This window comes from Streptomyces sp. NPDC058525 (assembly GCF_042719495.1).
Lineage (GTDB): Bacteria > Actinomycetota > Actinomycetes > Streptomycetales > Streptomycetaceae > Streptomyces.
On the sequence record NZ_JBHXNP010000017.1, the window covers coordinates 83611 to 105555 of the forward strand.

At 69.4% G+C, this 21945-nt stretch carries 12 protein-coding genes; 7 read left to right on the plus strand and 5 right to left on the minus strand.

What is annotated here, in order from left to right:
* The first annotated feature begins 56 nt into the window (after nucleotides 1–56).
* The 5 genes from ACFWP3_RS11730 to ACFWP3_RS11750 are packed head-to-tail and all read left to right on the plus strand — an operon-like array spanning nucleotide 57 to nucleotide 12180.
* Nucleotides 57–3962: a phage resistance protein gene (locus ACFWP3_RS11730; RefSeq protein ID WP_384219031.1), complete on the plus strand. Its 3906-nt coding sequence runs from the start codon at nucleotides 57–59 to the stop codon at nucleotides 3960–3962.
* Nucleotides 3959–6856, plus strand: a complete 2898-nt coding sequence (pglZ, locus tag ACFWP3_RS11735) for a BREX-2 system phosphatase PglZ (protein WP_384219033.1) — start codon at nucleotides 3959–3961, stop codon at nucleotides 6854–6856. Before ACFWP3_RS11730 ends, pglZ begins: the two co-directional genes overlap by 4 nt.
* Nucleotides 6857–6894: 38 nt before the next feature.
* Entirely contained in the window at nucleotides 6895–8640 is a 1746-nt protein-coding gene (locus ACFWP3_RS11740; RefSeq protein WP_384219036.1) for an AIPR family protein, read from the plus strand.
* Nucleotides 8641–8689: 49 nt separating this feature from the next.
* A complete protein-coding gene (gene brxD, locus ACFWP3_RS11745) occupies nucleotides 8690–10018 on the plus strand; it encodes a BREX system ATP-binding protein BrxD (protein ID WP_384219038.1) in 1329 nt (442 codons plus the stop codon).
* A 47-nt stretch (nucleotides 10019–10065) separates the two neighbouring features.
* Nucleotides 10066–12180 (plus strand): DEAD/DEAH box helicase, encoded by a 2115-nt coding sequence (locus ACFWP3_RS11750; RefSeq protein WP_384219041.1) that lies wholly within the window; start codon nucleotides 10066–10068, stop codon nucleotides 12178–12180.
* A 52-nt stretch (nucleotides 12181–12232) separates the two neighbouring features.
* On the opposite strand, the gene ACFWP3_RS11755 is transcribed toward ACFWP3_RS11750, so the two are convergent.
* From ACFWP3_RS11755 to ACFWP3_RS11775, 5 genes are all read right to left on the minus strand, one after another.
* The gene (locus tag ACFWP3_RS11755; protein ID WP_384219043.1) at nucleotides 12233–14410 is read right to left on the minus strand and encodes a hypothetical protein; all 2178 of its coding nucleotides are present in this window, start codon (nucleotides 14408–14410) and stop codon (nucleotides 12233–12235) included.
* 2 nt (nucleotides 14411–14412) lie between these two features.
* A complete protein-coding gene (locus ACFWP3_RS11760; protein WP_384219044.1) occupies nucleotides 14413–15261 on the minus strand; it encodes a hypothetical protein in 849 nt (282 codons plus the stop codon).
* Complete coding sequence (locus ACFWP3_RS11765; protein ID WP_384219047.1) at nucleotides 15258–16094, minus strand: vWA domain-containing protein; 837 nt, start codon at nucleotides 16092–16094, stop codon at nucleotides 15258–15260. The genes ACFWP3_RS11760 and ACFWP3_RS11765 overlap by 4 nt, the downstream gene beginning before the upstream one ends.
* Nucleotides 16095–16715: 621 nt before the next feature.
* A complete protein-coding gene (locus ACFWP3_RS11770; protein WP_384219049.1) occupies nucleotides 16716–18053 on the minus strand; it encodes a class I SAM-dependent RNA methyltransferase in 1338 nt (445 codons plus the stop codon).
* 118 nt (nucleotides 18054–18171) lie between these two features.
* Nucleotides 18172–20226 carry an APC family permease gene (locus ACFWP3_RS11775; RefSeq protein ID WP_384219051.1) on the minus strand — a complete coding sequence of 685 codons (2055 nt, stop codon included), beginning with the start codon at nucleotides 20224–20226 and terminating at the stop codon, nucleotides 18172–18174.
* A gap of 242 nt (nucleotides 20227–20468) precedes the next feature.
* Here ACFWP3_RS11775 and ACFWP3_RS11780 point away from each other — a divergent pair, with 242 nt between their 5' ends.
* Both ACFWP3_RS11780 and ACFWP3_RS11785 read left to right on the plus strand, forming a co-directional pair.
* A complete protein-coding gene (locus tag ACFWP3_RS11780; protein WP_384219063.1) occupies nucleotides 20469–21137 on the plus strand; it encodes a potassium channel family protein in 669 nt (222 codons plus the stop codon).
* Nucleotides 21134–21796, plus strand: coding sequence for a potassium channel family protein (locus ACFWP3_RS11785; RefSeq protein WP_384219053.1), 663 nt, complete (start codon nucleotides 21134–21136; stop codon nucleotides 21794–21796). The genes ACFWP3_RS11780 and ACFWP3_RS11785 overlap by 4 nt, the downstream gene beginning before the upstream one ends.
* Nucleotides 21797–21945 lie beyond the last annotated feature (149 nt).

Here is a 21945-nt window from a genome sequence, read left to right on the forward strand (position 1 = left end):
CCCATACGATCGGGTGAGCAGCGCGACGACCGATTTACCGGAGAGTGAGCCCGTACATGGCCCAGCAGCCGCCCCTCCTCCGCGATGTGATCGACATCAAGGAGTCCATCTCGACCTCGGACTTCGTCCTGCAGCTCTCGGAGGCCACCTCCCCGGAGGGTGCCGAGCGGGCTCTGAGGGACTACGTGGTCACCGAGCGGCTGCTGGAGAACTTCGACGAGGCACTCGGGCTGATCAAGGCCGCCCTGGACGGGCACACCTCCAAGGCGGCCTATCTGCACGGCTCCTTCGGTTCCGGTAAGTCGCACTTCATGGCCGTACTGCACGCACTGCTCAGCGGCAGCCCGGCCGCCCGCGCCAAGGGCGACTTCGACCCCGTATTGACCAGGCATGAGTGGCTCGGGGTGGACGGCAAGCGCTTCCTGCTCGTGCCGTACCACATGCTCGGGGCGAAGGCCCTGGAGCAGCGCGTCCTCGGCGGGTACGTCACCCACGTGAAGCGCCTGCACCCGGAGGCCGCGACCCCGCAGGTGTACCGGACGGACGCGCTGTTCGACGACATCCGCGCCATGCGCAGCCGGATGGGCGACACGGCGGTCATCGCCGGTCTGGCCACCGAAGCGACCGGCGGCGCGGACGAGGATGACGAGTGGGGCGAGTCCTTCGCCTGGACGCCCGCGCTGCTGGACACCGCGCTGGCCGCCGAGGAGGTCCACGAGGCCGGCCAGCGGCTCAACCTGGTCAGCCCCGCCACCCCGGCCGAGCTGCGCGCGCGCCTCGTCCAGGACGCGAGCACCAACCTCCTCCCAGGCTTCGCGAAGAACGCCGCCGAGGACGAGCACGGGTTCATCTCGCTCGATGCCGGCCTCTCCGTCATCGCCGAGCACGCCAAGGGCCTCGGCTACGACGGCCTGATCCTGTTCCTGGACGAGCTGATCCTCTGGCTGGCGACGCTCATCCACGACCAGAAGTTCGTCGCCAAGGAAGCCAGCAAGATCACCAACTTCGTCGAGGGCGGGGATGCCCGCCGCGCGATCCCGGTGGTCTCCTTCATCGCCCGCCAGCGCGACCTGCGCGAGCTGGTCGGCGAGGAGGTCTCCGGCGCGGCCGAGTCCTCCATCCAGGACACCCTGAACCTGGCCTCCGGCCGGTTCGACAAGATCACGCTGGAGGACCGCAACCTCCCCCAGGTCGCCCACGCGCGCCTGCTGCGGCCGAAGGACGACGAGGCCGCCGCGCTGATCCGTGCCGAGTTCGAGAAGACCCGCAAGGTCCGCCAAGAGGTGTGGGACACCCTGCTCGGCTCGGACCGCGGCGCCGACGGCGTCGGGGCCGACGAGGAGAGCTTCCGGCTGACGTACCCCTTCTCGCCGGCGTTCATGGACACACTGGTGCACGTCTCCTCCGCGCTCCAGCGCAACCGGACCGGCATGAAGCTGATGGGCCAGCTACTCGCCGACCACCGGGACGAGCTGCGGCTCGGCGACCTGATCCCGGTCGGTGACCTGTACCCGCTGATCACGGCGGGCGGCGACAAGCCGTTCACCGACAGCCTCAAGGTGGTCTTCGAGGCCGCGGACAAGCTCTACCGGACCAAACTGCGCCCGTACCTCCTGGGCACGCACAACGTGACCGAGGAGGAGGTCGAGCAGTACACGCACCGGCCCGAAAGCCTCACCGACCAGGGCCTGCGCGCCCGGGTCAAGCTGTTCGTCGGCGACAACCGGATCGTCGGCACCCTGCTGCTGTCCGCGCTCGCGCCGAGCGTTCCCGCCCTCGCGGACCTCACCATCCGGCGGCTGTCCGCCCTCAACTACGGCTCGGTGGTCGCCCCCATCCCGGGCCGTGAGTACGGCATCCTGCAGAACAAGGTCTCGGAGTGGGCGGCCCGGTTCCCGGAGATCGTGGAGACCGGCAGCGAGGCCAACCGGGGCGTCAGGCTGGAGCTTTCCGGCGTTGACGTCGACTCGGTCATCGCCAATGCCAACGTCAACGACAACCCCGGCAACCGCACCGCCCTGGCGCGGCGGATCCTCTCGCAGGAACTGGGCATCGTCAGCCAGGGCCAGTTCATCGACGAAATGTCATTCGTGTGGCGGGGCACGGACCGCTCCGCCGAAGTCGTCTTCGGCAACGTGGCCGACGAGGACGAACTGCCGGACCACGACCTGATGCCCCGCCAGGACGGCCTCTGGCGGATCGTGATCGACGTCCCCTTCGACGAGACCGAGTACGGGCCTGTCGAGGACCGGGACCGGATGCGCAGGCTCCGCGAGAAGCAGGGCGAACCCTCGCGCACCGTGGCCTGGCTGCCCACGCACCTCTCGCACCAGCGGTACGCCGACTTCCGGCGGCTTGTCGTCATCGACAAGGCGCTCGCAGACGACCAGCGCTTCGACAGCCAGTACGCCGGGCACCTGAACGCCGACAACCGTGCCCGGGCCAAGGGCCTGCTCGAGACCCAGCGGGAAACCCTGCTGACGAAGGTCAAGGCCGCCTTCAAGCAGGCGTACGGCCTGGCCGACAAGAAGGCCGGCGACGTGGAGGTCGGCTTCGACGACCACCTCGCCTCGCTCCGCGAGGTCGAGGGGCTGACCCTCTCCTTCGGCCAGTCGCTGCGCGACGGCATCCGGCACATCGCCGGCCGCCTCCTCGCCGCGCAGTTCCCGGACCACCCCGACCTCGACCAGGAGAACACCGGGACGGCGGTCAAGCAGGCCGACGCCCGGAAGGTGTTCACCCACGTCCGCGGCGCGGCCGAGGCCCGGGACGGGCGGACCGAAGTCCCGGCGGCGGACCGGGCACTGATGCGACGGCTCGTCGGCCCGCTCCGGCTCGGACAGCAGAAGGAGGCGTACTTCGAGCTGTCCCAGTTCTGGGCTGACCACTTCCGCCGGCTGGCCCGCGAACAGGGTGTGACCGGCGACCTCAGCCTGATCACGCTCACGGACTGGACGGACAGGCCCGCGCCGCGCGGTCTGCCCGACTTCCTGACCCGGCTGGTGGTCGCGGCGTTCGCCGAGATGGACGACCGGGTCTGGGTCCGCGAAGGCACTCCTCTCGATCCCGCTCCGGAACTCGCCCAGATCAAGGAACGGGACGCCTTGCGCAGCCAGCCGCTTCCCTCGGAGGCGGACTGGGAGGCGGCCCGCCAGCGCTTCGCGACGGTGTTCGGGAAGCCGGCGCCGACACTGCGGCGCGGGCGGATGGTCAACCAGCTGGCCCGCGAGATCGCCGCCCAGGTGCACGCCTTCCAGGGTCCGCAGGACGAGCTGGTGGAGCAACTTCAGAAGCACGCCGGTTTCCTCCGGCTCGACGAGACCGTCGATACCGGACGCCTTGCCGTCGCGCGACGGGCCGTAGACCTGCTCAAGGCCCTCGACCGGACCTCCGGTCCCGGCGCCACCGGTGCGAAGCGGACCGTCGAGGCTCTGGCCGGCTTCGACTTCGGACCGGTCAGCGGGGAGCGGCTCGGGAACTCGCTGAAGCAGGCGACTGCGGTATCGCGTGCCCTGGTGTCGGCCTCGTGGACCACCCTCGACCTCGCCTCCGGCCAGGGACCCGAGGGGGACGAACTGCTGGACTCCCTCCGCAACGTCGCGGCCGAACCCCAGATCCCGGACGAGCTGGTAGCGGCACTGACTCGCACCACGGACAAGGTCCTCGCCCTGATCAAGCGGAACCAGGCGGCCGCCGCCCCGGCCCCTGCACCCCAGCCGGTGGCGCGGGATCCTCGTGCCGACTACGTGTCGCTGAACACTCGAAGCAGCCACCCTCCCGTCCCGGTGGACAATCCCTCGACGGGTTCGGGGAGCAGCATCGTCGGGCGGTCGGGCACTTCAGGTGCCCGGCGCACCACGGCGGCCCGTGCAGTGGCGGACCTGCAGTCCGAGCTGGCCGAGCTGGCCGCTCGCGAGCCGGGTGCCACCGTCGAGATCACGTGGCGGGTCGTCGAAGGATGAGCACGGCAACCACCGGTTCCATCGCGGTCCGGCTGAACCTTGCGACGATCACGCAGTACCTCTCCTCCCAGACCTCGCTCGCCGGCTCCCTCAAAGGCGACGGCAGGCGACGGGTGGTGCTGCTGCGCTCTGCACCGCACTGGGACGGTCCGGCCGAGCCTGCCTGGGGGGAGGGCCGGACGACGCGGATCGTTGCCGCGCCCTCCCCGCTCGCCGTGCACGAGTTGGTCCTCGGCCAGCTCACGGGGCAGGCGGCCGGTCCCGCCGTGCTGGTCGTGCTGACCGACCGCGAGCAGCACGAGCTCGACCCGGCGATCCTGGCACGCACCCACAAGAGGCGCATCGACACGGTGGACAGCTGGGACGTGGTACGCGACGCGTTCGGCGCACAGGACGTCGACGGCCGGCTGCGGGCGGACAACTGGGCGGCCGAGGCCCTGCTGGATGCCACACCGCCCGGAGGCTGGCACGCCCTGGCCGGCGGGATGCTGTCGCGGCGTTCCGCACTGTCTTCGCTGGCGCTGCGGCGGCTGCGGCTCGGCCGGTACGGGCCGGACGCGCCGGGTGGAGGTGGACCTGCCGCGAGCCACGAACTGGACATGCACACACTGCTGGGCTGGTCGCTGCTGCCGAGCGGGCCGGAACAGCTGCTGGAGTTGCGCGGTCCCGAGCGGTCGGGGCTGGTGGAGTTCCTGGCCGAGGAAGACCAGGCCGGGCTCCCCGGCCGGGCCCTGCTCGGACTGGTCCTGGCCGACCACGGCGCCGACGCTGCGGCCTTCGGTCTGGTGTGCGGCGCCCTGTGGGGGCATGCGGTCCCTGACGCGGGCATCTACCAGGCGCGCGGCCGTGCGGAGCGCTGGTTCGGGGAGCAGCCCCCTGCCGTCGGGGAGCAGTTCGACATCCTGGCCGTGGCCTTCGGAAGGGCTGCCGAGGAGTACGTCTCCGGGCTTGCCGCGACGGCGCGCTCCCGCGTCGGCGCTCGTCAAGCGGAGGAGGCCCGGGAAGCGCGGCGTACCCTCGACACGGTCTTGGACAGGGCCTCTGCTCTGGTACGCCAGTTCGGAGCGGAGGCTGCCGCGCGCAGGAGCCCGGTCCTTCAGGCCGGACTCGACGAGGCCTTCTCGGCGGTCGGCCGGGCCTTGGCGCGGGGAGACGCACAGGCCGTCGCCGGGGCGATCGCGTCGCTGAACGGCCATGTGCGGGCCGAGGACCCGCATACCCTCGCCAGGATCGAGCGGACGCGCATGGCACTGCGGCTCCACCGGTGGCTGGCTTGTGAGCCCGCTCCCGGCTCGGACACGGTGGCGGCTGCCATAGAGCGGCACCTCACCGAGACCGGCTGGGTGGACCGGGCGGTCGAGCACGTCGAGGCAGGCGGCGACCCCGACCCGGAGCTGAGGGCGGCGTACGACCGGCTCGCGGAGCGGGTCCGCACCGCGCGGAAGGAGATCGACCGCCACTTCGCCGGCCTGCTGGCCGCCTGGACCGCCGCGGGCACCCCGCCGAACACCATGCTGACCCTGGAGACCTTCCTCGACCGCGTGGTGAAGCCGATCGTCCGCAGTGGCACCGGTCGCCGCGTCCTGCTCCTGGTGCTGGACGGGATGAGTGCCCCCATCGCGACCGAACTCGGCGAGGAACTGCGTTCCTCCTGGGCCGAGTTCGATCCTCTCGACGAAGGAGATCCGCGTCGGCGCGCCGTCGCGGCGGTCCTGCCCACCGTCACCGCGGTGTGCCGGACCTCCCTCTTCGCGGGGCGGCTGCTCCAGGGCACGCAGAAGGACGAGAAGCAGCTGTTCCCCGAACTGTTCAAGCAGTGGGCAGGGGCACCGGCCGCGGTCTTCCACAAGGACGACCTGCGCGCGGACAGCGCCGGCCACGCCTTCGGGCCGGAACTGACCGAGGCCCTGGCGGACGGCCGGACACATGTGGCGGTCGTCCTGAACGCGATCGACGACCGTCTGGCCAAGGAGCAGAAGCTCGGCGACGGGTCCTGGCAGACCGCGCACATCCCCGGGCTCCCGGAATTGCTCCGGGTGGCCGCGACCGAAGGCATGGCGGTCATCCTGACCAGTGACCACGGGCATGTGGTCGACCGTCACGGGGTGAAGGCCGAGGCCGCGTCGCCGCTGTCCGCCCGCCATCGGGAACCGGGCGGGGAGACCGCACCGACCGAGGTGGTCCTCTCGGGCCCGCGCGTGGTCGCGCCCGAATCCGGCGGCTCCGTCGTCGCCCTCTGGGACGCTGACTCCCGGTACACGGCGCGCAAGGCCGGCTACCACGGCGGCGCCTCCCTGGCCGAGTTCGCGGTCCCCGTGCTCGCCTTCCTGTCGTTCGGCGCCGAACCGCCCGCCGGCTGGCGGGAGCTCGGCAACCGGAGTCCGGCATGGTGGGAGAGCGACGGGGCATCCCCCCGATCGACCATGCCCGCCGTCGAAGCAGTACCCACGTCCACACGGCCCGCCCGGCAACGTCCGACGAAGGCTCAGGCAGAACTGGCGCAGAGTCACGATTCGTTGTTCGACGTGGCACTCGTCCCGGCAAGCGAGGAATCGGAGACGCTCGTCGAGCAGGTCCTGGTGTCCCCCGACGATGCACTCGTGGAGGCGCTCTTCGCAGCCGAAGCGTTCCAGAGCCAGCTGGAGCTCCTCGCCCGAAAGCCGCCGAAGGACAAACTAGACCGTGCCGTCCGCGCCCTGCTCGATGCCGGAACCCTTCCGGTGACGGCTCTGGCCCAGCGGGTCGACTACCCGGTGACCAGGGCTGACGGCTTCGCCGCCATCCTCCGACAGCTCCTCAACTTCGACGGGGTGCAGGTGCTGGAAACCCTCACGGACGGCCGCACAGTTCGGCTGGATTCAGCCTTGCTGAAAATGCAGTTCGATCTAGGCTGACAGACCGTTTGTCCGTCGAACCCACAGAGCAAGGACATATGAGCGCCAACGACCGCGTGCTGATCAACCAGATGATCGAAGAAAAGCGGAACTCGCGTTCCGTTGCCATGTCCTTCGACGCGGCCTTCGAGCGGTTCGCCTGCGAGCATGCGCTGCATGGCTTCGGCCTCTCCGAGGAAGAGGTCGAAGCCGGGGTCATCGGTGGATCCGACGACGGCGGCATCGACGGCGCCTACGTATTCCTGGGCGGGCGGCTGCTGCACGAGGACAGCGACGTCCTGCAGCAGCCCTCCGCCGCCGCGCAGATCGACACCGGCACCCGGTTGACCCTGTGGCTCGTCCAGGCCAAGACCTCCCCCGCCTTCTCAGAGACGGCTCTGGACAAGGTCGAGGCCACCTGCAAGAACCTGCTCGACCTCCAGGCAGACGACGCCGACTTCACGCTCCTCTACTCCGCCGACCTGATCGCCAGATTCCGGCTGTTCAAGGACACGCTGACCCGGCTCATCACCCGCCACCCGACCGTGCTGATCAAATTCTCGTACGTCACGCGGGGCGAAGCGGGCGAGGTGCACCCGAAGGTGCAGGCGAAGGCGAAGATCCTGGAAGACCGCTTCGACAAGGCCTTCGCGATCTCGCAGGGCGAGGTGGAGTTCCTCGGCCCAGCGGAACTCTGGAAGCGCGCCAGCACCCGCCCCTCGTACACCCTGGAACTCCCGTACCAGGAGAGCATCACGCACGGCACCAGTCACATCGCCCTGGTGGCGCTCCGGGACTACATCGAGTTCCTCAGCGACGAAAACGGCGTGATCAAGTCGCACATCTTTGACTGGAACGTGCGGGACTACCAGGGCGACGTCGAGGTGAACCGGGAAATCACCCAGTCCTTGCGGGACCCCGGGGCACCGGAGTTCTGGTGGCTGAACAACGGCATCACCATCGTCTGCTCCCAGGCCACGTCGGTGGGCAAGCGGCTCAGCCTCTCAGACGTCCAGATCGTCAACGGGCTGCAGACCTCCTACACCCTCCACCAGACGCTGTCCGCGCAGCATGCGGCCGACCCGGCCGAACCCGTCTTCGGCCGACTGGTGCAGGTCCGCATCCTCGTCACCGCGGACCAGGCCGCCCGCGACGCCGTCATCCGTGCCACCAACCGCCAGACCACCGTCCCCGTCGCCTCTCTACGGGCCACGGACGACATCCAGCGGCAGATCGAGACGTACTTCCACGAGCACGGCTGGTTCTACGACCGGCGCAAGAACTTCTACCGCAACCAGGGCAAACCTGCCGACCGGATCATCAGCATCCCCCTGCTCGCCCAGTCCGTCATGGCCATGGGCCTCGGCCGGCCCGACTACGCCCGCGCCCGGCCGTCGAGCCTGCTCAAGTCGGACTCCGACTACCAGCGGGTCTTCTCCGAGAAGACCGGGCTCCCCGTCTACCTGTGGCTGGCCAGGACACAGCGCCAGGTGGACGACTTCCTCCAGTCACGTCCTCAGCCTATCTCCCGCTCCCAATACACCAACCTCCACTTCCACTTGGCCATGCTCGGGGCCGTCGACCTGGTGGGACGTGTGTTCACCCGTCCGGACGCCCTCACCAACGCGGCTCGGGAAGAGGTGTTCCCCACTCCGGTACGTCTGGAATCCCTCTGGACCTCACTGCGCGAGCAGTTCGACGCGTTCCAGGACGAACACGGCTGGGGAGCCGACAAGACCGCAAAGAGCGCGGAGTTCGTCAACACACTCACGAGGAACCTCGGCTACGGAAGCTTCCGAGGCTGAGCAGCGGTCGTCCGCAGGGACGATCCGGCACGGATGGGAGAATGCGGGGGTGACCGACCCTCGCTCTTCCACCGTCTCCGCCGCCCGTCGTCGTACCGCCATCGACGCGCTGCGCCGTGGCGCCGTACCCGAAACGGGGCTGGACCTGCTGGCCACGGGCCTGGGCCGGTTCGAGTCCGCGCTCGATGCCGAGTTGGACGCCGTCGCCTCGGGTGCCTCGGTGTTCAAGGCCGTCCGCGGAGAGTACGGCTCCGGGAAGACGTTCTTCACCCGGTGGCTCGGCGAGCGTGCCAAGCAGCGGGGGTTCGCCGTGGCCGAGATTCAGATCTCGGAGACGGAGACCCCGCTGCACCGCCTGGAGACGGTCTACCGACGGCTCACCGAGCGGCTGACCACGGCCAGCTTCCCGCCCAGCGCCCTGCGCCCGGTGGTCGACGCCTGGTTCTACGCCCTGGAGGAAGACGCCCTCGCCGATGGAGCGAGCGAGGACGAACTGGCCGACGCGGTCGAGAAGCTGCTGACGGCCCGCCTCACCGAAGTGTCCCGGCACGCCCCGTCCTTCGCCACCGCACTACGCGGCTACCGGGCAGCCCTCGCGCAGGGAGACGAGGCGACGGCCTCCGCGGTCCTGGCCTGGCTCGGCGGCCAACCCCATGTGGCGGCCGCAGCCCGCCGGTCGGCCGGCGTCCGTGGCGACCTGGACCATTTCGGCGCACTCGGATTCCTCCAGGGCTTGCTCACCGTGCTGCGCGACTCCGGGCACCGCGGGCTGTTCCTCGTGCTCGACGAGGTGGAGACGCTCCAGCGGGTCCGATCGGACGCACGCGACAAAGCCCTCAACGCACTGCGTCAGCTCATCGACGAGGTGCATTCCGGGCGGTTCCCCGGCCTGTACCTGATCATCACGGGTACGCCGGCCTTCTACGAGGGACATCAGGGAGCCCAGCGGCTGGCCCCGCTCGCCCAGCGGCTCGCCACCGACTTCACCACGGACCCACGCTTCGACAATCCGCGAGCGGTGCAGCTGCGACTGCCGGGCTTCACCCAGGACTCTCTGGTGGCGCTCGGGATCACCATCCGGGATCTGTACGCGGCCGGCGCCTCCGCCCCGGACCGGGTGAGGGCGCTGGCCGACGACGCGTACGTCGCCGACCTGGCCGGCGCGGTGGGCGGAGCCCTCGGCGGCAAGGTCGGTGTGGCACCGCGCGTCTACTTGAAGAAGCTGGTCGGCGACGTACTGGACCGAATCGACCAGTTCGATGACTTCGACCCACGCCGGCACTACCGCCTGACCCTCTCCAGCGGTGAGCTGACCGAGGTGGAACGGAACCTGGCCTCCGCGGTCTCTGCCGACGAGATCGACCTGGACATCTCGTGACAGGACCCGTCGAAGGGTCCGATCCCCCACGCGACCCTGTGGACCGGTTGGACCCCGTCGTCCTGCACCATGTGGTCAACACGCTCGGCTGGCCCGACCTGCGGCCACTGCAGCGAGCCGCCATCGATCCCGTAATGGACGGGCACGACGCAGTACTGCTGGCACCCACCGCGGGCGGTAAGACCGAGGCGGCCTGCCTACCGATTCTGTCCGCCATGTCGGAGCAGGGCTGGTCGGGGACGTCGGTCCTCTACCTCTGTCCGCTCAAGGCGCTCCTGAACAACCTGGTGACCCGTATCGACGGCTACGCACAGTGGCTGGGACGGAGCGCCGCACTATGGCATGGGGACACCAAGGAGTCACAGCGGAACCGCATCCGCACCGGTCGGCCGGACATCCTCCTCACCACGCCCGAATCACTCGAGGCCATGCTCATTGGCGTGAAGACCGACCATGCCCACCTGCTCGGCGGGGTACGGGCGGTCGTCGTGGACGAGGTGCACGCTTTCGCCGGGGACGACCGGGGCTGGCACCTGCTGGCTGTGCTGGAACGCCTGGAGCGGGTGGTGGGCCGCCAGATCCAGCGGATCGGACTGTCGGCGACCGTAGGCAACCCCGAAGAGTTGCTGACCTGGCTCCAGGGAGCAGGAGCCGGCCGACGGCCCGGGCACGTCGTGGCCCCGGGCATCACTACGGCTCTGGGCGAGGGCGGCGCGCCTTCCCCACCTCCCGGGGACGTGGAACTGGACTACGTCGGCTCCCTCGACAACGCAGCCAAGATCATCGCTGCTCTGCACCGTGGTGAAAAGCGACTGGTTTTCTGTGATTCGAGGCGCCAGGTGGAGGAGCTGGGCGCCACGCTACGGGCCCGCGACGTCTCCGTGTTCCTGTCGCACGCCTCTCTCTCCACTGCGGAACGGGCGCGGTCGGAGGAGGCGTTCGCCGAGGCACGCGACTGCGTGATCGTCTCCACTTCCACTCTCGAACTGGGCATCGACGTGGGCGATCTGGACCGCGTGATCCAGATCGACTCCCCCACCACGGTCGCCTCGTTCCTGCAGCGCATCGGGCGGACCGGACGCAGGACGGGTTCCATCCGCAACTGCCTGTTCCTCACCACTCGCAAAGACTCCCTGCTGCAGGCCGCCGGCTTGTTGCTGCTATGGGGCCACGGCTGGGTGGAGCCCGTGATCCCACCACCCGAGCCCCGTCACCTCGTGGCCCAGCAGCTGCTCGCCCTGGCCCTCCAGAAGCACAAGCTGGGAGATCATCTGTGGATGGACGAGTGGAACGGAATGGCACCGTTCGACCGTTCGGCAGCACCCGTCATGCGCCACCTGGTCAGCGAGGGGTTCCTCGACTCGGACGGAGGCCTCCTGTTCATCGGTCCCGAGGCGGAACGCCGCTTCGGACGACGTCATTTCATCGAACTGACCGCCTCGTTCACTGCCCCCCCACAGTTCACCGTGCTGTCCGGCCGAACCGAGATCGGCCAGGCCGACCCCTCCGTACTCACCGAAGAACGACCGGGACCCCGTCGACTGCTCCTGGCTGGGCGCAGCTGGCAGGTGACCTACATCGACTGGGGACGCAAGCGTGTGTTCGTCCAACCCGTGGAGGGCGGAGGCATCGCCAGGTGGTCGAGCGGCACGCCCACCGGCCTCTCGTACGCGCTCGCCCGTGCCATGCGTGACGTACTGCTCGGCGCCGACCCGCCCGTGTCCCTGACCCGTAGGGCAGCCGCGGGGCTTCAGGAGTGGCGAGACGAGGAAGCCCCCCACGCCGTCCATCCCGGTGGGACCCTCATCACGCGGCGGGGAGCGGATGTCCGCTGGTGGACCTGGGCCGGCTACCGGACCAACGCCACCCTCGGCGCAACCCTGTCCACGGTTGCCGACCCCCTCCAGCGACCGACCGACTGCTACCTGCGTCTGAGGGAGGACCTGACCGCGGGCACGTGGCAGGCCGCGAGGAACAGCGCGCGCTCCGCTTCGGCTCTCGTTCTGCCCGACGTCGACCAGCGGGCCGTGCACGGCTTGAAGTTCGCCGCGGCGCTGCCCACCCGGTTGGCAACGGCCACACTGGCCGCGAGGCTCGCCGATTTCGAGGGAGCACGGGAAGCACTGGCCGAGTCCGTGCGGTTCTCGTCAGGTCAGTGGTGACGGCCCGCAGGCCCATCCGGCCCTCCCTCTCTGCTCTCGGCAAGGCCCGGGCTCAGCAACCTACATAGAGGAAGCGCACGTAGCGTGCGTACGACAGCCTTCGCTGCTGGATCCGGGCAGTCTCCAGCGCGGCGGTCAGCGTCGCGTGGAGTGCATCGTTCTGCTGGAGCGCGACCGTGCGCCGACTGAACTCCTGGCGCTGTTGCCGAGCCCGGTCCCCTGCGGCGGTGTTCTCCCGAGCGAGTCGTTCCTGGCCCTCCTCCAGCCGCTTCCGCGCCTGTGCTCGCGAGGCGTCGGCCTCGGTCTCCACAGCCTTGCGCTGGTCGGTGAGCTGGGCCCGGCGGAGGACGATGCCCTGCTCGATCGACTGTCGCTCCCCCGGGCTGATGGCGGTCGGCTGCCGAACGGTGGCGGAGGCGACCACGGCCTTGCGCCAGACGTCCAGGGCGATGGCTTTGGCCTCGCCGATGCCATAAACGCTGATCACGCGGCCACCGGGCAGCACCAGCACAGCTCCGGTGCTGTTGTAGGGGCTGTTCTGCACGGACCGGTAGCCCGTGAAATCGGCTGCCGTCCGGACGCCGTGCGCGGCGAGACGAGCAGCGAGTGTCGGCCCGATGCCGTGCGGCGGTGACTGAGCGATCAGCCGTCGGCCGAGCTGATCCCGGATGTAGGCGGACTGCTTGTCGGCGAGTGCCTTGGCCAAGGCCTTGCGAAGGTCCTCCGAGAGTCCGTCGAGCTTCTTGTCCATGTCGCGCTGCTTGCGTACCTTGCGTGTCTCAGCCTCCTTGAGCGCGGCGTGGTACTGAGCCGTGAGTTTGTCCTGGGCCCGCGGGTAAGCGGCATTCCGGTCGGCCTCCGCCGCATCGAACTTCGCCCGGTCCTTGCGCAGCTTCGCGGCTGCCTTCACCGGCTCCTCGACCTGGGCCAGCTGGTTTGTCAAGGTAGCCAGAGCAGCCCGCGACTGTCCCCGCTCGGCGCGGCGGCTCCGGGTGAACGCAGTGGTTACGACGGCGAAGACGAGGGGTATTCCGGGACCGAACACTGCCTTGGGGACCCCGGCAACGACCATCAGGATCGCCGCAACGACCGCAAGAGGCCACAGCACCGCCGCGACGACATCCAGCGGCGTTCGGGCGTGGAAGCCGCCTGGTGAATTGGTGGCGGGCGCGTCCGGTGTCTGCGCGGGCGTCGAAGGAAGGTGCCCCGGCATCCAGCTGGGCAGCCCACCCTGACTTGGAGCAGCGGCGGGAACGTAGGACGCCGAGGTCGCCATAGTGGCGGAGGTCCGCTGTTTCGGGACGGCCTGGGCAAGCGGGGGAAGCAGATCCAGCGGCTGAGAAGCCAAGGACCTCATCTGGTCCGCAAGGCCGCTCACCGTCCTGTCCGGGTGGGTGAGCAACGTGTGCAGCCCTGTGGAGCCGGCCGGATTCTTGAAGTCGCCCTCTGTGAGCAGCAGGAACTCGCCGCTCGGCTCGTGCAACCGGCTCCACAGTGCGGGGTCGGCAGCGATCGCCTTGAGCGACAGGAAGATGACCCAGGCAGAGAACCGGTCCAGCGCCGCTCCGAAGTCGTCGTTCCCTCGCATGGGCGACTGGTAGTTGCGGTGTCCCCTCTCGGTGCCACCCAGCCCGGCCAGCGCCGGTACGTACATGCCGTCATAGTCGACCAGACGGAAGGTGTCATCGCTTGCGACAAGCAAGTTGCCGTGCTGGAGGTCACCGTGGGCGATCTCATGTGCCGAAAGGTCTCGGGTCAGAGCCTCGAACCGGTCGGCCAGACGATCGACGGCGAACGGGTCGGCGTGGTTGTCGTCGAGCCAGGAGGACAGGGTGACGGCTTCGATCCACTCCATCTTGAGGACGGGGTAGAGATCCTTCCCCACCCGGATCGCGTCCGGTAGGTACTCGAAGCCGAGTTTCCACGGCTGAGAGAGCTCGGCCGAGTCCAGTTTGGCGAGTCGGGAGCTTATTGCCTGGTATCGGCGCTCCTGGTCAGGGACATGACGGGTGAAGCATTTGACCGCGTAACGCTGCCCCGAGGTGGCGGAGGTCAGGGAGAAGACGCTCGCGAAGGCTCCGGAGATGGCACGGGGCAGACCGAGCTTGGTCAGCTCCGGCCGTGCGCCCTTGAGCTCGGGGTGTTGGAAGCACAGCTGCGTGTGCTGCAACGCCTCCGCGTAGGCAGCGCCGCTGGGGAACTGCCTCTGCGCACCGGTGGGCGAACCCACGTTCACCGCCCCTCGAAATCGATCCGTACGACTGCCACATCGTCGTTGCGCAGCTGCTGGCGCTCTCTGAGACCATCCAGCCAGCGCGTAAATCCGCCCAGGTCCTCGGGCCCGGAGAACTCCAGCAACTGGTCTACAGCGCTGTCCTGGTCATGGGACGAAAGGAACCACGCCGCCAATGCGTCGGTCATCAGGAACAACCGGTCGCCGGCCAGGCAGCGGCCTTCGGTGAACCGAGTACGGCGGCCCAGCAGTGCCGCATCGTGGTTACGGCTGCCGAAGAGATCCGGCACCGTACCGAACTCCTCGGCGGTCACCACGGGGAACGCCCGAACCAGCCTGTCGTCGCGCAGGTGGAACAGACAGCTGTCCCCCAGGGCGGCGGCCTGCCACCGCCACGCCTGTTCGGACGCTCCGGTCTCCGGACCGGGGTCGGGGTCGACACGCGCGGTCAGCAGGGTTGCGTAGGCGCCTTCGGCGAGCTTGGTGTGCTCGTACCACTTGAGCGGGCGCCCCTCCGCGACGCGGGCGTGCGTGTACTCCGCGAGCCACGGATCCCACTGAGCCACGGCCGACGCGGCGAACTCCTCAAAGGCGGCGCCACCGGCCAGCAGGTCGGGCCGCTCCATGGCCTGTTCGGCTGCGGTCCGGGACAGCAACCGGGCCCAGTCCTTGGCCAGGGCGCTCTCCGTCGCACCGTCACTCACGCCCACGGTGAGCGGCTCCCGCAGCATGTGGTCGTGCGAGCAGCCGGGGAGCACGGTGACGGCGTCCTCACATTCCGTCTCCGTGCTGCCGTACTTGGGGGCTACGAGGTGCGTGACGTACACGCAGGAGGGTGGGATGGTCACCGCAGTTCGGTGGCGCGGGTGCCGATGTCGAGGAACTGGACGACGGTGGTGATGTCCGCGTTGTAGACGAAGCCGCGGGTGGTCTCGCTGACCCTCTGGCCCTGCGAGGCGGCGTACGAACGCATGTGGCTGGGCAGAGGGCTGGACATGGCGAAGAGGGTACGGGCGTAGCTGTCGGGGAGCCCATCGGCTGTGTCCGGGAAGGCGGTGGGTGTTCCGCCCGCGGCGGAGACGTGCAGGTTGAACAGCAGGGCCGCGCCGTCGGCTGTGGCGTGCGACGTAATGGCATCGGCGGCTGCAGTGGGGTCGCCGTCGGTCGACTCCCCATCCGTCAGGTTGATGACGATCGGCGGGAAGCTGGCCGGGTAGCGCTCGGTCCAGCCGGCGACGAGGCTCTCGGCGTACTGGAGAGCCCGGTTCATCGGCGTCCCACCGTGGGCGACCGGGTCCATCCATAGCGGGAAGTTGACTGTCGTCTCGACCAGACCACCGGCACCATCCGGCACCTTCTTGCTGCGTTCGTCGACGCGGGCCGGGTTGTCCGCCACCTCGCTGAGCGGAACGACGTCCCGGCCTGTGAGCGCCCCCGCGAAGGCCGAGCCGACGGTGGCCCCGTAGCCGATGACAGCGACGTGGAAGTAGTCGCGTACGCCTTCTTCCTTTGCACACTTCACCGAGAGCTCGGTGAGGAGCCGGTTGATGGCGTCGGCAACGACATCAGCCTTCTGCTTGGGGTCTTCGCCACCGATCGGGTCGCACATGGAGGTCGACTGGTCGACGAGGAAGATGATGCTGGTCGGATTGCTGCGGCTGATCTCGGCCGTGTAAGGCACGTTGCGCTCCTGGCGGACTGTGGAGAAAGTCTGTTGTCGGAGGAGCTTCAGAACATGCTGCCGTTCCGGATGCCATACGCGCCGAGGCATCAATCCCCCGACCGCATCCTAGTGTTGCCGCCTTGGCCTGCGGGAGCATGTGATCAAAGTGTGCCCAGACCGCACGTCGGACCGCGGCTGTGAGGTGGGGTTGACTTCAAGTCTCGCAGCCTCCAGTGGGCGATGCTTCCCTCAGCCGCGAGGACAAGAAGACGCGCTGCCCGAGCACCTCGTCATGGGCAGACAGCGTCTCGCGATCCGTACGGACTGCAACTGGACCCCATCACATCGACCCGGCTGGCGCCGATCCCCCTGATTGACGCCGGATCCCGTCAGCCACGGAGCCTTATCAGCAGAGCCACACCGCCACGGCGAACCGCACCCGCCCAATGTGATGGGCCTCCAGAACGAGCGCCACGCGAGCGTCAAGAACCTGAGAGTTGTGCGGACACGGCTCGCACCGCCGCCGTCAGACCCCCATGAATCCGCAGCTCAGGCGCGTATGGCCATCCAACCTCGCGCTTCACCTGTTGGACGGGTGGAAACAGGTGAAGCGGACGACCGTCACAACAAAAGCGCAGTTCAGGAGGCCTTCGCCACCGGCTCCAGGATCGCCACGCACTCCATGTGGTGCGTCATCGGGAAGAGGTCGAAGACGCGGAGGGTGCGGGGCTTGTAGCCGTGTTCCCTGAAGTAGCCGAGGTCGCGGGCCAGGGCTGCCGGGTCGCAGGCCACGTACGCGATGCGGCGGGCGGAGAGGCCCGCGATGTGGCGGACCGTCTGCTTGCCGGCGCCGGCGCGCGGGGGGTCCAGGACGACCAGGTCGCATTCGGTGATGCCGGTCTTCGGGAGGATCTGCTCGACCTTGCCCTGTTCGACGCGGACCCGGGGGAAGTCGGCCAGGTTGTGGCGGGCGTCCTCGACCGCGCGCTTCGTCGACTCGATGCCGAGCACCGCGCCCGTGTCGCCGAGGCGTTCGGCGAGGGCGCCCGCGAAGATGCCGACTCCGCAGTAGAGGTCAAGGGCCATCTCGCCCTTGCGCGGCATCAGGCCCTGCATGACGGCCTTGATCAGGGTGTCCGCGGCCTGCGGGTGGACCTGCCAGAAGCCGCCCATGCCGACCCGGTAGGTGCGGCCGTCGGCGCGTTCGCGGACGAAGGGGCGGCCGTGGACGCGGTGGACGCCGCCGTCCTTCTCCTCCACGCGGAGCACCGAGACCGGCTTGTCGAGCTCGACCAGGGGCAGGCGGCCGCCGGGGCGCGGGGTGAGGACGACCTGGCGGTCGTTGGAGCCGGAGGCGGCGATGGCCTCGACCGAAGCCATCTGCGGCCAGTCCTGCTGCTCGATGCCCAGCTCGCTGACGCCCGGCGCCGCGATCATGCAGTGGTCGATCAGCTGTACGGAGTGCGAGCGGTGCTTGCGCAGGCCGGCCTGGCCGTCCTCGTCGATGGCGTACTGGACGCGGGTGCGCCACTGCGGCACCTGACCGGCCGGCAGCTTGTCGCCCTCGGCGGGCATGACCGTGCCGTCCCAGCCGGCTTCCTCCGGGGTGAGCCCGGCGAGCCGCTTCAGCTGTTCGGCGACGACCTCGCCCTTGAGCCGGCGCTGGGCGCCGGGCTTGGCGTGCTGCCAGTCGCAGCCGCCGCACTTGCCGGGGCCGGCGTACGGGCAGGGGGCCTCGACGCGGTCCTTGGAGGCGTCGAGGACGGTGATCGCGTCGGCGCGCAGGAAGCGGGAGTCGGTCTCGCCCTCGGTGACGCGTGCGACGACCTTCTCGCCGGGCAGCGTGTGGCGTACGAACAGGACGCGGCCGTCCTCGGTCCGGGCGATGCAGTGCCCGCCGTGCGCGACGGGGCCTACCTCGACCTCGTACTCCTCCCCGACCAGTGACTGCTTCTCGTTCTGCTCGGCGCTCGTCATGGTGGGGAGACTCCAAGAAAGTGGATCAAAGGGGAACGGCCGGACGACCGACCCACCAGTTTACGTGGATCTCGTCCGGCCGTTCACCAACCCGGCACCGGGCCCCGCGCCCGGCCCGTCAGACCTTCGACGCGGGGTCCTTCGGGGGCCGCGGGGTGTCGACGGGGCCGCGGCGCACGGCGCCCGGGGCGTTCCAGTCCTGGCGCTTCCTGGCCCGCTTCTTGGCGAGCTCCGAGGACTCCAGCTGGTAGGGCACCGAGGTGACCATGACACCGGGGGTGAAGAGCAGCCGGCCCTTGAGCCGCAGCGCGCTCTGGTTGTGCAGCAGGTGCTCGTACCAGCGCCCGACGACGTACTCCGGGATGTACACGCTGACCGCGTCGCGCGGGTTCTCGCTGCGCAGGCCCTTCACGTACTCGACGACCGGGCGGGTGATCTCGCGGTACGGGGAGTCGAGGATCTTGAGCGGGACGTTGATCCCGCGCCGGTCCCACTCCTCGCGCAGGGCCTTGGTCTCGGCCGGGTCGACGCTGATGCTGAGTGCTTCGAGGGTGTCGGAGCGGGTCAGCTTGGCGAAGGCCAGGGCGCGCAGCGTGGGCTTGTGGACCTTGGAGACCAAGACGATCGAGTGGACCCGGGAGGGCCGCACGCTGTCGTCGCTGGGGCCTTCGGCGGCGGCGATCTCGGCGGAGACGCGGTCGTAGTGCTTCCGGATCGCGGACATCGTGCCGTAGAAGATCAGCATGCCGAGCAGGGCCACCCAGGCACCGTGGGTGAACTTGGTGGCGAGGACGACGACCAGCACCATGCCGGTGAAGAAGGCGCCGAAGGTGTTGATCGCCCGGGAGCGGTGCATGCGGCGGCGGGCGGCCGGGTCGCGCTCGTCCTTCAGGTGGCGGTTCCAGTGCCGGACCATGCCGATCTGGCTCAGCGTGAAGGAGACGAAGACGCCGACGATGTAGAGCTGGATCAGCTTGGTCGAGTCCGCGTCGTAGACCCACACGAGCAGCATGGCGGCGCCCGCGAGGAGCACGATGCCGTTCGAGAAGGCGAGCCGGTCGCCGCGGGTGTGCAGCTGGCGCGGCAGGTAGCGGTCCTGGGCGAGGATCGAGCCGAGCAGCGGGAAGCCGTTGTAGGCGGTGTTGGCGGCCAGGAACAGGACCAGCGCGGTGGCCGCGGCGAGCACGATGAAGAGGAAGCTGCCGCTGCCGAAGACGGCTTCGGCCACCTGGGAGATCACCGGGTTCTGGACGTATCCGTCGCCGACGGGGACGCCGTCCTTCAGCAGGTCGACGGAGGGCTTCTCGGCCATCCGCACGTTCGTGGCCATGGCCAGGCCGATGATCCCGCAGAACATGGTGACGGCCAGGCCGCCCATGAGCAGCAGGGTGGTGGCCGCGTTCTTGCTCTTGGGCTTGCGGAAGGCGGGGACGCCGTTGCTGATGGCCTCGACGCCGGTGAGCGCGGCGCAGCCGGAGGAGAAGGCGCGCAGCAGCAGGAAGACCAGGGCGAAGCCGGCCAGGCCCTGGTGTTCGGGCTTGATCTCCAGGTCGGCGGTGGGGGCCTTCATGGTGTCGCCGACGACGATGCCCCGCCACGCGCCCCAGGCGATCATGACGAAGACGGCGCCGACGAACACGTAGGTCGGGATGGCGAAGAGTTTCCCGGACTCCTTCACTCCGCGCAGATTCATCAGCGTGAGCAGCAGAATCATGATGATCGCCGAGAGCACCTTGTGCTCGATGACGAAATCGACGGCGGAGCCGAGATTCTCGACTCCGGAGGAGATCGAGACCGCGACGGTCAGGACGTAGTCGACGAGCAGGGCGCTCGCCACCGTGAGGCCGGCCTTGGGTCCGAGGTTGGTGTTGGCGACCTCGTAGTCGCCGCCGCCGCTCGGATAGGCGTGGACGTTCTGCCGGTAGGAGGCGACCACGGTGAACATCAGCACGACGACCGCGAGCGCGATCCACGGGCTGAAGTGGTACGCCGACACGCCCGCGATCGACAGGACCAGCAGGACCTCGCCCGGGGCATATGCCACGGAGGAGAGCGGGTCGGAGGCGAAGACGGGGAGGGCGATCCGCTTGGGAAGGAGGGTTTCCCCGAGGCGGTCGCTGCGTAGCGCCCGGCCGATCAGGATCCGTTTGGGCACGTCGGTCAGTTTGGACACGCAGAGGATCGTAAGCGTTCGAAATCGGACTGACGAACCCGCACCCCGCCCTACGCCATTGCGCCGCCTAAATGGAGCGTATATGCCATCCATACGCCGCCTATACGACCGCGCGACGGCGCCGAAGAGGTCCCACCGGTGACCGCCCGTGTGTAGCTTGGGCCATGGTCTGAGACCCTGTTAAACCAGAGCATGCAATGAGGCTGGACACCAGCGAGCCGCTGACAGCCGGAAGGACGGCCGTGCACATCGTCATCATGGGTTGCGGAAGAGTCGGTTCCGCCCTCGCCCAGACCCTGGAACAGCAGGGGCATACGGTCGCCGTCGTCGACCAGGACCCCACCGCATTCCGTCGGCTGGGGGCCGGATTCGGCGGCCGGCGCGTCACCGGGGTCGGCTTCGACCAGGACACCCTGCGGGAGGCCGGGATCGAGGACGCCGGCGCGTTCGCCGCCGTCAGCAGTGGTGACAATTCCAACATCATCGCGGCCCGCGTGGCCCGGGAGATGTTCGGAGTCGAGAACGTCGCCGCCCGTATCTACGACCCCAAGCGCGCCGAGGTCTACCAGCGCCTCGGCATCCCCACCGTGGCCACCGTCCGGTGGACCGCCGACCAGATGCTGCGCCGGCTGCTGCCCTCGGGCTCCGAGCCGCTGTGGCGCGACCCGAGCGGCGGTGTGCAGCTCGCCGAGGTGCACGCGTCGGACGCCTGGATCGGGCACAAGGTCAGCAAGCTCCAGGAGGAGACCGGCGTCCGCGTCGCCTTCCTCACCCGCCTGGGCGAAGCGATGCTGCCCACGTCGGCGACCGTCCTCCAGGAGGGCGACCTCGTCCACGTGATGATGCGCACCGACGAGATCGAAAAGGTCGAGGCGGCCTTCGCCGACGGGCCCGAGGAGGCACACGCATGAGAGTCGCGATCGCCGGGGCAGGCGCGGTGGGACGTTCCATCGCGGGCGAGCTGCTGGAGAACGGGCACGAGGTGCTCCTCGTCGACAAGGCCCCCACCGCCATCTCCGTGGAGCGGGTGCCGCAGGCCGAGTGGCTGCTGGCCGACGCCTGCGAGATCACCTCGCTGGACGAGGCGGCGCTGCAGCGCTGCAACGTGGTCATCGCGGCGACCGGCGACGACAAGGTCAACCTCGTCGTCTCGCTGCTCGCCAAGACCGAGTACGGGGTCCCGCGCGTGGTGGCCCGCGTCAACAATCCGAAGAACGAGTGGCTCTTCAACGAGTCCTGGGGCGTCGACGTCGCGGTGTCCACGCCGCGCCTGATGTCGGCCCTGGTCGAGGAGGCCGTCAGCGTCGGCGACCTGGTGCGGCTGCTGCGCTTCAGCCACGGCGACGCCAACCTGGTCGAGCTGACCCTGCCCTCCGACTCCTCGGTCGCGGGCACCCAGATCAGCGACATCACCTGGCCCGAGGACACCTCGCTGGTCACGATCATCCGGGGCAACCGGGTGCTCACTCCGCACGCGGAGGAGACGCTGGAGCCGGGCGACGAGCTCCTGTTCGTGGCCGCGCAGGCCCGGGAGGAGCAGCTGGAGGATCTGCTGCAGGCCCGCCGGTAGCCCTGCGGGCACGCTCGCACGACGAAGGGGCGGGGCGCCCCCCCCGGGGGGGGGCCCCCCCCGGGGGGGGCCCCCGCGGGGGGGGGGGGGGGGGGCGCCGGGGGGGGGGGGGGGGGCCCCCCCCCCCCCCCCCCCCACCCCCCAGGGGA